General features: G+C 69.0%; 15 protein-coding genes. 8 read left to right on the top strand and 7 right to left on the bottom strand.

Features of this window, described 5'->3' with window-relative positions:
• Window positions 1-15: 15 nt before the first annotated feature.
• Both ABIC90_RS03860 and ABIC90_RS03865 read right to left on the bottom strand, forming a co-directional pair.
• Window positions 16-1,209, bottom strand: coding sequence for a phosphoglycerate kinase (locus ABIC90_RS03860; protein WP_354352719.1), 1,194 nt, complete (start codon window positions 1,207-1,209; stop codon window positions 16-18).
• A 91-nt stretch (window positions 1,210-1,300) separates the two neighbouring features.
• Window positions 1,301-2,206: a LysR family transcriptional regulator gene (locus ABIC90_RS03865; protein WP_354352720.1), complete on the bottom strand. Its 906-nt coding sequence runs from the start codon at window positions 2,204-2,206 to the stop codon at window positions 1,301-1,303.
• An 84-nt stretch (window positions 2,207-2,290) separates the two neighbouring features.
• Between ABIC90_RS03865 and ABIC90_RS03870 the strand changes: the two genes are divergently transcribed.
• The 6 genes from ABIC90_RS03870 to ABIC90_RS03895 are packed head-to-tail and all read left to right on the top strand — an operon-like array spanning window position 2,291 to window position 7,826.
• Window positions 2,291-2,845, top strand: coding sequence for a VOC family protein (locus ABIC90_RS03870; protein WP_354352721.1), 555 nt, complete (start codon window positions 2,291-2,293; stop codon window positions 2,843-2,845).
• Window positions 2,838-3,959, top strand: coding sequence for an alpha/beta hydrolase family protein (locus ABIC90_RS03875; RefSeq protein WP_354352722.1), 1,122 nt, complete (start codon window positions 2,838-2,840; stop codon window positions 3,957-3,959). The genes ABIC90_RS03870 and ABIC90_RS03875 overlap by 8 nt, the downstream gene beginning before the upstream one ends.
• A 10-nt stretch (window positions 3,960-3,969) precedes the next feature.
• A complete protein-coding gene (locus ABIC90_RS03880) occupies window positions 3,970-5,619 on the top strand; it encodes an FAD-dependent monooxygenase (protein ID WP_354352723.1) in 1,650 nt (549 codons plus the stop codon).
• The gene (locus tag ABIC90_RS03885) at window positions 5,616-5,819 is read left to right on the top strand and encodes a DUF2783 domain-containing protein (protein ID WP_354352724.1); all 204 of its coding nucleotides are present in this window, start codon (window positions 5,616-5,618) and stop codon (window positions 5,817-5,819) included. Before ABIC90_RS03880 ends, ABIC90_RS03885 begins: the two co-directional genes overlap by 4 nt.
• Window positions 5,816-6,793, top strand: coding sequence for an MBL fold metallo-hydrolase (locus ABIC90_RS03890; protein ID WP_354352725.1), 978 nt, complete (start codon window positions 5,816-5,818; stop codon window positions 6,791-6,793). Before ABIC90_RS03885 ends, ABIC90_RS03890 begins: the two co-directional genes overlap by 4 nt.
• Before the next feature lie 58 nt (window positions 6,794-6,851).
• Complete coding sequence (locus ABIC90_RS03895; RefSeq protein WP_354352726.1) at window positions 6,852-7,826, top strand: Bug family tripartite tricarboxylate transporter substrate binding protein; 975 nt, start codon at window positions 6,852-6,854, stop codon at window positions 7,824-7,826.
• Between the two features lie 6 nt (window positions 7,827-7,832).
• Here the strand turns inward: ABIC90_RS03895 and ABIC90_RS03900 are convergent, their stop codons facing one another.
• From ABIC90_RS03900 to def, 5 genes are read right to left on the bottom strand one after another with little or no spacing between them, the layout of a single operon-like run.
• Entirely contained in the window at window positions 7,833-8,168 is a 336-nt protein-coding gene (locus ABIC90_RS03900; RefSeq protein ID WP_354352727.1) for an AzlD domain-containing protein, read from the bottom strand.
• Window positions 8,165-8,905: an AzlC family ABC transporter permease gene (locus ABIC90_RS03905; protein WP_354352728.1), complete on the bottom strand. Its 741-nt coding sequence runs from the start codon at window positions 8,903-8,905 to the stop codon at window positions 8,165-8,167. The genes ABIC90_RS03900 and ABIC90_RS03905 overlap by 4 nt, the downstream gene beginning before the upstream one ends.
• Window positions 8,905-9,876 (bottom strand): methionyl-tRNA formyltransferase, encoded by a 972-nt coding sequence (gene fmt / locus ABIC90_RS03910; RefSeq protein WP_354352729.1) that lies wholly within the window; start codon window positions 9,874-9,876, stop codon window positions 8,905-8,907. Before fmt ends, ABIC90_RS03905 begins: the two co-directional genes overlap by 1 nt.
• Window positions 9,873-10,379: a hypothetical protein gene (locus ABIC90_RS03915; RefSeq protein WP_354352730.1), complete on the bottom strand. Its 507-nt coding sequence runs from the start codon at window positions 10,377-10,379 to the stop codon at window positions 9,873-9,875. Before ABIC90_RS03915 ends, fmt begins: the two co-directional genes overlap by 4 nt.
• A 5-nt stretch (window positions 10,380-10,384) precedes the next feature.
• A complete protein-coding gene (gene def / locus ABIC90_RS03920; protein ID WP_354352731.1) occupies window positions 10,385-10,903 on the bottom strand; it encodes a peptide deformylase in 519 nt (172 codons plus the stop codon).
• Between the two features lie 160 nt (window positions 10,904-11,063).
• Between def and ABIC90_RS03925 the strand changes: the two genes are divergently transcribed.
• Together ABIC90_RS03925 and dprA are read left to right on the top strand one after the other, a co-directional pair.
• Entirely contained in the window at window positions 11,064-12,281 is a 1,218-nt protein-coding gene (locus ABIC90_RS03925) for a LysM peptidoglycan-binding domain-containing protein (protein ID WP_354352732.1), read from the top strand.
• 36 nt (window positions 12,282-12,317) lie between these two features.
• On the top strand, window positions 12,318-13,472 hold the full coding sequence (gene dprA / locus ABIC90_RS03930; RefSeq protein ID WP_354352733.1) for a DNA-processing protein DprA: 1,155 nt from the start codon (window positions 12,318-12,320) through the stop codon (window positions 13,470-13,472).
• Window positions 13,473-13,495: the final 23 nt, after the last annotated feature.

Raw genomic sequence — 13,495 nt, forward strand, 5'->3', positions numbered from 1 at the left:
TCGCCGCCGCGCCGATCAACCGGCCGCGCGCCTGGCCAGGATTTCGAAGGCCGGCAGGGTCTTGCCTTCCAGCACCTCGAGGAAGGCGCCGCCGCCGGTCGAGATGTAGCCGACCTGCTTTTCGATGCCGTACTTGGCGATGGCTGCCAGCGTGTCGCCGCCGCCGGCGATCGAGAACGCGCTGCTCTCGGCGATGGCCTGCGCAATGGCCTTGGTGCCGCCCGCGAACGCGTCGAACTCGAACACGCCGACCGGGCCGTTCCAGACGATGGTGCCGGCTTCGCGCAGCTGCGCGGCGAGGATGGCGGCGGTCTTCGGGCCGATGTCCAGGATCAGGTCGTCGTCGGCCACGTCGCTCGCGTCCTTGACGGTGGCGGGCGCGTCGGCCGCGAAGGTCTTGGCCGTGACCACGTCCACCGGAATCGGCACGTCGGCGCCGCGCGCGCGCATGGCTTCGATCACCGCCCTGGCCTGGTCGAGCAGGTCGGGCTCGGCCAGCGACTTGCCGATCTTCAAGCCCGCGGCCAGCATGAAGGTGTTGGCGATGCCGCCGCCCACGATCAGCTGGTCCACGTTGGCCGACAGGCTCTTCAGGATGGTGAGCTTGGTGCTGACCTTCGAACCCGCCACGATGGCCACCAGCGGCCGCTTGGGTTGCGCCAGCGCCTTGGTGATGGCGTCGATCTCGGCCGCCAGCAGCGGGCCGGCGGCGGCGATCTTCGCGAACTGCGCGATGCCGTAGGTGGTGGCCTCGGCGCGGTGGGCGGTGCCGAAGGCGTCGTTCACGTAGATGTCGGTGAGCGCGGCCAGCTTGCGGGCCAGTGCTTCGTCGTTCTTCTTCTCGCCCTTGTTGACGCGGCAGTTCTCGAGCAGCACGACCTGGCCGGGCTTGACGTCGACGCCGTCGACCCAGTTGGCGACCAGCGGCACATCGCGGCCGAGCAGTTCGCCCAGGCGCTTGGCCACGGGGGCGAGGGAGTCTTCGGGCTTGAACTCGCCCTCGGTCGGACGGCCCAGGTGCGAGGTGACCATCACGGCCGCGCCCGCGTCGAGCGCCAGCTGGATGCAGGGCACCGAGGCCCGGATGCGCGTGTCCTCGGTGATGTTGCCTTGGTCGTCCTGCGGCACGTTGAGATCGGCACGGATGAAGACGCGCTGGCCGGCGGCCTTGCCTTGCGCACAGAGGTCGGTGAATCGAATGACGTTCATGGATCTGGAGGTGGTGGAAGACGGGTCGGCCTGCATTGTAGGTTTCGCACTCGAGGCGCTCTACGCGGCTCTTGCGGCCGGTCGATGCTTTTCAGCCCTTGGGCTGCGCCTTGGCAAAGCCTTCGAGGATCTCGACGAAGCTCGCCGCGGCCGGCGAGAGCGTGCGCCGCGCCGCGCTGTAGACGCACACCTCGCGGTGGAAGTCGGGCGATTCGAGCCGCACCATCTGCAGGCCGTGGGCACGCACCAGCGGCGCGGAGTACGTCGGGCACACGGTGAGCCCCAGCCCCGAGGCCACCATGCCGAGCGCGGTGGTCATGTACGACACCTCCTGCGTGGCGGGGCGCAGCATGTAATCGCGCTCGGCCGGGGCCAGCTCGGGCAGCACGCGCTGGCGAAAGTCGCGCGTGGGCGCGATGAAGGTGTAGGGGCCCAGCTCCTGCCAGCGCACCTTGCGGCGCTTCGCAAAGGCGTGATCGGGCGGGCAGATCAGCCAATGGCGGTCGCGCAGCAGCGTGCGGCGGTCGATGGCGCCGTCGACCGGCACGTCCTGCCCCACCGCCAGCTCCACATCGCCGGCCATCACGCCGGCGAGCAGGTGCTCGGGCAGCGTGTCGGCCAGGCGCACATCGACATCGGGATACGCCGCGCGATAGAGCGCGATCACGCGCGGCATCAGCGTGCAGGCCATGAGCTGCGGCGCGGCCAGCCGCAACACGCCTTTCTTCTTGTCGCGCAGATCGGTCACCCCGGCGACCGCGCTCGTGAGGTCGCCGAGCAGCCGATGCACCGACGGCAGGAACTCGCGCCCCGCCTCCGACAGCTGCACGCGCCGCGTGTGGCGGTCCAGCAGCTGCACGCCCATCTCGCGTTCGAGCTCGCGCACCAGCACGCTGAGCGCCGATTGGGTCAGGTGCAGCTGCTGCGCCGCCGCGGTAAAGCTGCCGGCCTCGGCGACGGCGACGAACGCGCGCAACTGGCGCAGGGTCAGATTCATATGGTTATTTCATCAATTGATGAATTAATTTCGATTGCATCATAAGACGCGGCGTCGCCCAATCGCGGCTCCACGGAGACACGCATGCCGACGACGATCGCCCACCCGGCAGCCCCGCCCATTCGGGGGCTGCACCACTTCGCATGGCGCTGCCGCGACAGCGAGGAAACCCGCCGCTTCTATGAAGACCTGCTGGGCCTGCCGCTGGCCCACGTCATCCAGAGCGACCATGTGCCGAGCACGGGCGAGTACTGCCCCTATGTGCACATCTTTTTCCGGATGCGCGACGGCGCGTACATCGCGTTCTTCGACCTGGGCGACGACATCGCCGCGCTGCCTTCGCCGAACACGCCCGCATGGGTGAACCACATCGCGTTGCGCGTCGATTCGGTGGAGGACCTGCGCGCCGCCAAGGCGCGGCTCGAAGGCGCGGGCGTGGAAGTGCTGGGCGTGACCGACCATCACATCATCGAATCGATCTACTTCTTCGACCCCAACGGCATCCGCGTGGAGCTGACCACGCCCACCGTGCCGCAGGCCGAGATGGATGCGCACGCGCTGCGCGCCCGTGCGGACCTGGACGAATGGACCGCCCGCAAGGCCGTGCTGCGCGCAGCGAAGGATGCGGCGAATGTCTGAGCTGCAACTCGCCGTCATCGACGTGAAGCCCGGCGCCGCGATGGAAAGCCAGTCGGGCCTGCAACTGCTGCGCCCGCGCATCTACGGCGCCTTGCGCGCACCGCAGGGCCCGAAGAAGGTCGCGGCCATCGTGATGCACCCGACCAGCAACTTCATGGGCCACTACCTCATCGGCCCGCTGGCCGAGCGCGGCATCTGCTGCATGGGACTGAACTCGCGCTACGTGGGCAACGACACGGTGCTGCTGATGGAGCGCGCGATCCAGGACCTGGGCGCGGGCGTGCGGCATCTGCGCGAGGCCGGCTACGAGAAGGTGTTCCTCGTCGGCAACTCGGGCGGCGCCGCGCTCGCCGCCTTCTACCAGGCGCAGGCCGAGAACCTCACCGCCACGCACCTGCCCGATGGCGACCCTTCGCACCTGCATGCCGATGACCTGCCGCCGGTGGACGGCATCGCGCTGTGCGCCGCGCACCTGGGCCGCACGCGGCTGATGCGCGAATGGATCGACCCTTCGGTCACCGACGAGCACGACCCGCTCTCGGTGGACCCCGAACTCGACATGTACGACCCGCGCCATCGCGTGCCCTACGACAGCAACTTTCTCGCGCGCTTCAGCGCTGCGCAAAAGGCCCGGCTCGACCGCATCGAGCAATGGTGCATCGACCGCCTCGCCCTGCTGCGCAACACACCGGGCGCACCGCGCGACCAGACCTTCATCGTCTACCGCACGCATGCCGATCCGCGCTGCGTGGACCTGTCGCTCGATGCCAACGACCGGCTGCCGGGCAGCGTGTGGGGCGATGCGCGGCAGGTGAACTATTCGGCGAACGCGATGGGCCGCACGACCTCGCTCACCGCGTTCCTCTCGCAGTGGTCGTCGCGTTCGCAGGCCGACGGCCCGGCCAATCTCGCGCGCACCACGGTGCCCAAGCTGCTGCTGACCTACACGGGCGATCAATCAACCTTCCCGAGCACGCGCGATGCGTGGATGGCCGCGGGCGGCGCGCGCATCCGCAATGTCGACATCGTGGGCGGCAACCACTACCTCGCGGGGCAGCCGGAGCTGATCCCGAAGGCAGCCGACGCCATCGCCGAGTTCGCCCACGCGCTGTAGCAGCAAGGCCATGGAAACCTACGCATTCGCGCCGGCCTACGAGCTGCCGGCCTGGCCCTTCACGCCACCGCCCGAGTTGGGCAGCGAGACCATCGTTCGCCATCCGATCGTGATCGTCGGCGCCGGCCCATCGGGCCTCACGCTGGCCTGCGACCTGGCGCAGCGCGGCGTGCCTGCCGTGCTGCTCGACGAGGACGACACCGTCGGCGTGCGCGGCGCTTCGTCGCGCGGCATCTGCTATTCGCAGAAGAGCCTGGAAATCTTCGAGCGCCTGGGCATCTGCGAGCGCATTGCGGCCAAGGGCATCACCTGGTCGTTCGGCCGCACCTTCTCGGGGGAGCAGGAGGTCTACAACTTCAACCTGCAGGCGAACAGCGTCTCCAGGCAGCCGCCGTTCATCAACCTGCAGCAGTTCTACATCGAGTGGTTCCTGGTCGAGCGCATCCTTGAACTGGGGCTGACCGACGTGCGCTGGAAGAGCCGCGTGACGCGCGTGGAGCAACTGAACGACGGCGTGCGCCTGGAGGTCCAGACGCCGGCCGGCAGCTACACCCTCGAGGCCGACCGCCTGATCGACGCCACCGGTGCCAACAGCCCGATCCGCACGCAACTGGGCATCGACGCGCATGCCTCGCGCAGCACCGACCGCTGGTGCATCAGCGATGTGCGCTTCAAGAAGCCGCTGCCGACCGAGCGATGGACCTGGGTCGACGCGCCCTTCAACGAAGGCCGCGGCGTGTGGCAGCACCTGATGGCCGACGGCGTGTGGCGCATCGACTACCAGATGCCCGAGGACTGCGACACCGCCTACATCAGCCGGCCCGAGGTGGCCGGTGCGCGGCTGCGCGAGCAGCTCGGGCCCGGCGTGGAGTTCGAGTTCGTCTGGATCGGCCCGTACGGCTACCGCGATCACCTGCTCGACAGCTTCAGGCACGGGCGCGTGTTCTTCATCGGCGATGCCGCGCATGTGGTGAGCCCCTTCGGCGCGCGCGGCGGCAACGGCGGCATTCAGGACGCCGCCAACCTCGGCTGGAAGCTGGCGCTGGTGGCGCAGGGCCGGGCCGGCGATGCGCTGCTCGACAGCTACGACGCGGAGCGGCAGCCCGCCGCGAAGCAGAACCTCGAGGTGACGAGCCGCTCGGCGCGCTTTCTCGCGCCGCGCTCGCCGGCCGAGCACACGCTGCGCCGCGCGGTGGTGGCGCTGGCGGCGCGGTATGCGTTCGCGCGGGCGCTGGTCAACACGGGGCGCATGTCGGTCGCCAACGACTACCCGCCGACGCCGCAACTGCCCGAGGGCGGACGCACGGTGCAGAACCTGCCGCTGCGCTGGAAAGACGGCCGCGAGACGACGCTGATGCAGCTGCTGGCCGACGGCACGCAATGCATCGGCCTGTGGCTCGCGCCTGCACGCGCCGAAGCCATGGCGGCCATGGATGCGACCGCATCGCTGCCCCTGCGCCTGATCGCCATCGGCGGCGACAGCGGCCTCCCGACGCTGCAGCCCGACGACAAGCTCGCGAGCCACCTGGGCATCGGCGAAGCCGGCAGCTTCGTGCTCGTGCGCCCGGACGCCTACCGCGCCGCCGTGCTCGCGCACGCCACGCCCGAGCGCATCGCCGCCGCGCTGCGCACCGCCCTCGCCCTTGAAGACGCCCCATGAACACAGAGCCCCGCATCCCCGACCCCGACGGCTTCTACGCCGCCCTGCTTGCCGCGCACGAAGGCCTCGATGAGGCGCGCAGCGCCGATCTCAACGCCCGCCTGGTGCTGCTGCTTGCCAACCAGTGCGGCGACCAGGCCGTGCTGCTCGCCTGCATCGATGCCGCTCGCGAAGACCTCAGGACACGCCCCACACCATGACCGACACCGTCTCGTTTGCCTCCGCCTCCGACACCCGGGAACAGAAGCCGCAGCTGCGCGAGCTCGCGCCCGACGTGTACGGCTACATCAGCGACTTCGACCCCAACTGCGGCTTCGTCGTCGGCGACCGCCATGTGGTGCTGATCGACACGCGCCCCACGCCGCGCATGGCGCGCGACTTTCTCGCGGCCATCCGCACGGTGACCGACAAGCCCATCAAGACCATCGTGCTCACGCACTACCACGCGGTGCGCGTGATGGGCGCCAGCGCCTTCGACGAGGTCGAGGCCGTCATCGCGAGCAACGGCACGCTCGACTGGATCCGCACGCGCGGGCAGGCCGACTTCGATTCGGAGGTGGGCCGCTTTCCGCGCCTGTTCGCCGGCGTGGAAGAGATCCCCGGCCTCACGTATCCGACCCAGTCCTTCCAGGGCGAGATGAGCCTCTGGCTCGGCCCGCGTCCCGGGCTGGGCCGCGAGTTGCGCCTGATGGCCTTGGGCCGCGGCCATTCGAGCGGCGACACGGTCGCATGGCTGCCCGACTGCGGCGTGCTGTTCTCGGGCGACGTGGTGGAAAACCACTGCGGCGTGTACGCGGGCGATGCCTACATCGGCGACTGGGCGGGCACGCTCGATGCGGTGCGGGCCTTGAAGCCGCGCGTGCTGGTGCCGGGCCGCGGCGCGGTGCTGCCGAACGAGGCGGCCTGCGCCGAAGCCATCGGCCTCACCAAGGACTTTCTGTCGACGCTGCTGGACAGCGTGCGCGCCGGCATCGCCGCCAACGAAACCCTGCGCGGCTGCTTTGCGCGCGCCGAAGCGGCGATGGCGCCGCGCTTCGGCAGCTGGCCTGTGTTCCAGCATGTGCTGCCTTTCGATGTGTCGCGCGCCTACGACGAGCTGCGCGGCATCGAGCACCCGGTGGTGTGGACCGCCGAGCGCGACCGCGCGCTCTGGCAGACGCTGCGCGGCGAATAGCGCACCGGCACGCCACCGATTTCGACGATTTCACAACAAGCAACGGAGACACAAGACGATGAAGCGATTCCTTCCCCTGCTGGCCGCGGCCCTCGCACTCGCCGCCGCGCCGTTCGCGTCGGCACAGCCGGCCGCGTATCCGAGCCAGCCCGTCAAATGGATCGTGCCGTACGTAGCCGGCGGCGGCACCGACAACCTCGCACGCTCGTTGGCCGAGGCCATGCAGCCGTCGCTCGGGCAGCCGCTGATCATCGACAACCGCCCCGGCGCATCGACCAACATCGGCGTCTCGGTGCTGATGCAGGCCAAGCCCGACGGCTACACGATCATGCAGGCCGAGAACGCGGCGCTGCTCTTCAACGAGCACATGTTCGCCAAGCTGCCCTACAAGCCCGCCACCGACTTCACCTACATCGGCACCATCGGCCGCTTTCCGGTGGCGCTGGTCGTGCATCCGGACTTCCCCGCGAAGAACGTGGCCGAGTTCGTGCGCTATGTGAAGGCCAATCCGGAGAAGGTGAGCTATGCCTCGCCCGGCAACGGCTCGCCGCACCACATGGCGATGGAGCTCTTCAAGCAGAAGGCGGGCCTCACGATCACGCACGTGCCCTACAAGGGCGCCGCGCCCGCCATGACCGACGTGATGGGCGGCCAGGTGCCCACGATGATGCTCGACCTGGCGTCGGGCCTGCCGATCATCAAGGCGGGCAAGGTGCGGGTGCTGGCGATTGCGCTGCCGCAACGGGCCGGCGCGCTGCCCGAGGTGCCGACCTTCGTCGAGGCCGGCTTCAGCGACGTCAACGCCTATGCCTTCCACGGCCTGATCGGTCCGGCCGGCATGCCGCCTGAAGCGGTCGCGCGCATCAACAGCGAACTGCACAAGGCGATGCAGGCGCCCAAGGTGGTCAAACTGTTCTCGGAGTTCGGCTTCGAGGCGCTGCCGGGGACGCCGCAGGAGTTCTACAAGCTCTCGCGGGCGGAGAGCGATCGCTGGGGCAAGATCATCCAGGCAGCGGGCGTGAAGCTCGACTGAGGGCGTTCACCAGCCCAGGCCAAGGTGCAGCGGCAAATACACCGCCATGCCAGCGAGCATGGTGCCGAGCACGCCGCGCCGCCAGTAGTAGTAAGCGGCGCCGACCACGGCGGCGTACAGGCGGGCGTCGTGCAGCGTGGTGATGAGTTGGCCCTGCGTCATCACGATCTCGGGCGCGATCACGCCGGCCAGCGCCGCGGCCGGTGCGTAGTGCAGCGCGCGGTGCGCCCAGTCCGGCAGGCCCCAGGGCCGGTCCAGGATGAAGAAGAAGCAGCGCGTGAGCACCGTGACCAGCGCCAGGCCGACGATCACGCCCAGGGTCCACAGGTCGGTGCCTCTCACTTGTCGTCCTCCGCCGCGGGGTCCAGGCCGAACTGCTTTTCCAGCCAGAAGCACAGCAGCACCGCCACGCCGATGGCGACCACGATGTTGAGCTTGAGCGGCAAGGCATAGGCCGCCACCGCCGTCACGCTGGCGATCAGTGCGGCCAGGATGCGCAGGTGCGTGGTCGCCATCGAGCAGACGATGGCCACCAGGCTCAGCACGCCCGCGAAACCCAGGCCCCAGGTCTGCGGAATGAAGTTGGCCAGCGCGATGCCCAGGAGGCTCATGCCCATCCACGAACACCAGGTCACGAAGTAGTTGCCGGTGAGGTAGGCCTCCTGCGACTGCTGCTCGGCGAGGTTCGAGGGCGGCGCCGGGTACTGCCGGGTGAAGAGCGCGTAGCTCAGGTCGGCCGTGAGGTAACCATGGGTCATGCGGCGCAAGCGCGGCATGTGCATGAGGTAGGGCCGCAGGTGCAGGCTGAAGACCACGAAGCGCAGGTTGACGCAAAAGCCCGTCGCCAGAATCACCCAGGCCGGCGCGCCCGCGAACAGCAGCGGAATGGCCGCGAGCTGGGAACTGCCGGCGTAGACGAAGAGCGTCATGGCCACCGCCTCGATCACGCTCATGTTCGACTTGACCATCGCCACGCCGGTCATCAGGCCCCAGGCGCCGATGCCCAGCGCGGCCGAGGACATGTCGCGGATGCCCACGCGGAATTCGGGACGGCGGCGGATGGCCGCGGAAAGAAACATCAGCCGAACACCTGCCCGGCCTTCAGGTCGAAGCCGCGCAGGAAATCGGCCACGGGCAGGCGCTTGCCGCCGGGGCGTTGGAGCTCGGTGAGCATCACGCGCTCATAGCCCGCAGGGCCCGCCGCGACCGCCACACCGGTGTCGGTGACGGCCAGGATGGTGCCGGGGTCGGCCAAGCCCTCGGAAGCGCCCGAAGGCATGGCGTGCGCGGTCCAGAGCTTGATGGTTTCGCCGTCCAGCGGGCTGTTGGCCCCCGGGAACGGATCGAAGGCCCGCACGCGCCGCACGACGGCGTCGGCGGGCTGGGTCCAGTCGATCAGGGCTTCGTGCTTCTCGACCTTGGGGGCGTAGCTGACGCCTTCGGCCGGCTGCGGCGTGCGGCGGAGGCTGCCGATGTTCGCCAGCGCCTGGACGATCATGCGGCCGCCGAGTTCGGCCAGGCGGTCGTGCAGGCGGGCGGTGTTGTCGCTGCCGATGTCGACGGCTTCGCGCAGCAGCATGTCGCCGGTGTCCAGGCCGGCGTCCATCTGCATGATGGTGATGCCGGTCTGCGTGTCGCCGGCCTCGATGGCACGGTGGATCGGCGCGGCGCCGCGCCAGCGCGGCAAGAGGCTCGCGTGGATGTTCAGGCAGCCGTGCGCGGGCAGGTCGAGCACCCACTGCGGAAGGATCAGGCCGTAGGCGGCAACCACCATCACGTCGGGGCCGGCCTGCTGCAACGCATCGCGCCCGGTGGCGGCTTCGTCCGGGTACTTGCCGTCCAGGCGCAGGCTGCGCGGCTGCGCAACGGGCCACTGGTTGGCGACAGCGCATTGCTTGACCGGGGAGGCCTGCAGCTTCATGCCGCGGCCCGCAGGGCGGTCGGGCTGACTCAGCACCAGCACCACGTCATGGCCGGCCGCTGCAATGGCCTCCAGGGCGACGCGCGCGAACTCGGGCGTGCCCGCAAAAGCGACCTTGAGCCGGCTCAATCCCGGACCCGCTCGAATTCGAGGTCGTCCCCCGTGTGATAGCGCCGGACCACGCCGGCGCGGTCTATGTAGATATAGAGCATGCGGCGCTCGTTCACGGCCTTGTAGCGCCAGGTCCAGACCGCGCCGTCGAAGGAACTGACGCGGTCGATCTGGTACGGCCGCCCGTAGAAGGCCAGGACGTCGTTCTGGCGCCACTGGTCGACCTTGATGTCGGCGCCGAAGCGCGCTTCGCTCAGCACCTGGGTCACCGAGACGACCTTGCCGGCGGCGTCCACGTCGATGTCGGTGACCTCGAAGCCGGCCGGCATGCGCGAATACTGCAGGCGCTCGCCGCCGCCGGTGAGCGGGTAGCGGCCCGTGGGCGCGCCCAGGCGCTGCAGCGTTTCGGCGGCGGTGGTGCCGGGCTGGATGCGCGTGGGCTCGTTGGCGCAACCGGCCAAACCCAGGCCGGCGACCGCAACGACCGCCAGCGCGGCAAGGGAGCAAAGGCGGCGTTGCATGGTGTTCAGGCTCTTTCCCGCATTTCTTCGCGTTGCTGCTTGAGCAGCTTGCTCTTGATGCGGTTGCGCTTGAGGGGGGAGAGGTATTCGACGAACACCTTGCCCAGCAGGTGATCGAGCTCGTGCTGGATGCACACCGCCAGCAGGCCCTCGGCCTCGATGGTGCGCATGTCCCCGTTCTCGTCGAGCGCCTGCACCTTGACCGAGGTGGAGCGCATGACGCCGTCGTAGATGCCCGGCACCGACAGGCAGCCTTCTTCGTTGAGCACCTTTTCGTCGCTGGCCCAGGTGATTTCGGGGTTGATCAGCACGATCGGCTTGTTGCGTTCTTCGGACACGTCGATGACGACGAGGCGCTCGTGCACATCGACCTGGGTGGCTGCCAGGCCGATGCCTTCGGCGTCGTACATGGTCTCCAGCATGTCGGCCACCAAGGCCTTGATGCGCGCGTCGACGCCCTGCACCGGCTTGGCGACCGTGTGCAGGCGCTTGTCCGGATAACTCAGAATGATTCGTTTGGCCATGAAATCGGGGGGAAGTTGTGGCTATTTTCGCCAATTCCGCGACGCGAAGCGCCTTGCAGCCCCGAAAACGTTGCCCTTCCAAGGGCTTCGGGCGCAGAATTCGTAGCAAATTGTGAGATTCGTATGCGCAACGACACACCGTGCGCTCACCCATCCAGACATGAACAAGCTCAGATCCACCGAACGCCAGCGTCCCAATCTCCTCGCCACGCTGACCGCCCTGGCGGTAATCGGCAGTTGCGGCGCCACCACGGCCTGGGCTCAAAACTACCCCGTCACGCCGCAGCAGCGCGCCACCGCCCAGCAGACCGCCCAGGCGGGCGTGCCGCTGAGCGAGCTTTCGCCGAACGCGCCCGACGAATACACGGTCAAGCCCGGCGACACGCTCTGGGCCATCTCGCGCCTCTACCTGCTGCGCCCCTGGCGCTGGCCGGAGCTGTGGGGCATGAACATCAACGAGATCGCGAATCCGCACCGCATCTACCCCGGCCAGGTTCTTTATCTGGACAAGACCGGCGGCCGCGCGCGCCTGACCACCCGCCGCGGCGGCGTGAGCGGCGACGGCGGCACGATCAAGCTGTCGCCCCGCACGCGCTTCGATTCGCTGGCCGGCATGGCGCTGCCCACGCTCAACCCGAGCCTGATCGAGCCCTTCCTCAGCGAACCGATCGTGGTGGACGCCAACACGCTGGACAGCGCCCCGCGCATCGTCGCGGGCAACGACAGCCGGGTGCTGCTGTCGCGCGGCGACCGGGCGTATGCCCGCGGCAATGCCGAATCGCCGCTGCTTGAAACACCGGGCCCGGTCAAGAATTACCGCGTCTTCCGCAACGCCACGCCGCTCAAAGACCCGGGCACGGGTGAAATCCTCGGCTACGAGGCGCAGTACCTGGGCAAGGCGCAGCTGCAGCGCGGCGAATCGACCACCATCGAGACCGTGGCCGACAAGGACGTCATCACCGTCGTTCCCGCCAGCATCGACATCGTGGCCTCGCGCGAGGAAATGCGCGCCGGCGACCGCCTGCTGCCCGAGCCGCCCCGCCAGCTGCTGAGCTACGCGCCGCGCGCGCCTTCGACGCAGGTCGAAGGCCGGATCATCTCGGTGTATGGCAACGCGGTGCAGTTCGCGGCCCAGAACCAGGTCGTGGCCATCAACAAGGGCACGCGCGACGGCATCGACAGCGGCCACGTGCTGGCCATCCTGAAGAACGGCGAAACCATCCTCGACCGGACCGGCGCACGCAAGGAAACCATCAAGCTCCCGAACGAGCGCATCGGCCTGCTGATGGTGTTCCGCACCTTCGAGAAAGTGTCTTACGCGCTGGTGCTCGAGATCAACGACACCCCGCGCGCGGGCGACTTCCTCGTCAACCCCTGATCGGACTTCCGGCGGCCCCACTTCGCTGACATCGGTTTGGAACGCGCAGAACTCGCAGACTGGCTGCGACTCTCCCTGACGCCGGGCATCGGCGACGGCGCCGCGCGCAGGCTGCTCGCGGCCTTCGGGCTGCCCGGGCAAATCTTTGGGCAGACCGCCGCAGCGCTGCGGCAAGTCTTGAGCCAGGCCCAGGCCGAAGCGCTGCAGGCGGCCCCGGCTGGCCTGCAGGCGGCCATCGACCAGACCTGGCAGTGGCTGCAAACCGCCGAGGTCAACGGCGTCACACGCCGCCTCGTGACGCTCGGCGATACCGGCTACCCGGCCTCGCTGCTCGAGATGGCCGACCCGCCGCTGATGCTCTACCTGCTCGGCGCTGCGGACTTCGACCTGACCCAGCTGCGCCACAGCATCGCCGTCGTCGGCAGCCGCAATCCGACACCACAGGGCGCCACCAACGCACGCAGCTTTGCGCGCGCGCTCGGCGATGCGGGCCTGCCCGTGGTGTCGGGCCTGGCGCTCGGCGTGGACGGGGCGGCGCACCAGGGCGCTTTGGATGCGGCCGGCGATACGCCGCGGCTGGCCACCGTGGCTGTCGTGGGCACCGGCCTGGACCGCGTGTACCCCGCGCGCCACCGCGACCTGGCGCACCGCATCACCCTGCAGGGGCTGATCGTGAGCGAGCTGCCGCTCGGCACACCGCCCCTGACGCAGAATTTTCCCAAGCGCAACCGGCTCATCGCGGGCCTGGCGCGCGGCACGCTGGTGGTCGAGGCGGCATTGGCCTCGGGCTCGCTCATCACCGCGCGGCTGACCTCCGAGCAGGGCAAGGAAGTGTTTGCGATTCCAGGCTCGATCCATTCGCCGCAATCGCGCGGCTGCCATGCGTTGATCCGCGAGGGCGCGAAGCTGGTCGAGTCGGTGAACGACATCCTCGAGGAACTGCCGCCCCTGCGCACGCAAGGCCCGGCCGCTGCGCCCGCCGCCGACGGGCCTGCAAGCAGCAGCCACACGCCGGCCGCCGAAGATCCGCTGCTCGACGCCCTGGGTTTCGATCCGGTCAGCCTCGATGCGCTCAGCGCGCGCACCGGCTGGAGCGCCGCCGCACTGCAGGCCCGGATGCTCGAGCTCGAACTGGAGGGGCACATTTCACGCCTGCCGGGCGGACTCTTCCAACGAATGGCATCCACTTAGCCCCGGCATGGGAACGTTCGTGG

The organism is Variovorax boronicumulans, from assembly GCF_040544675.1.
In the GTDB taxonomy this organism is placed as follows: Bacteria; Pseudomonadota; Gammaproteobacteria; order Burkholderiales; family Burkholderiaceae_C; genus Variovorax; species Variovorax boronicumulans_D.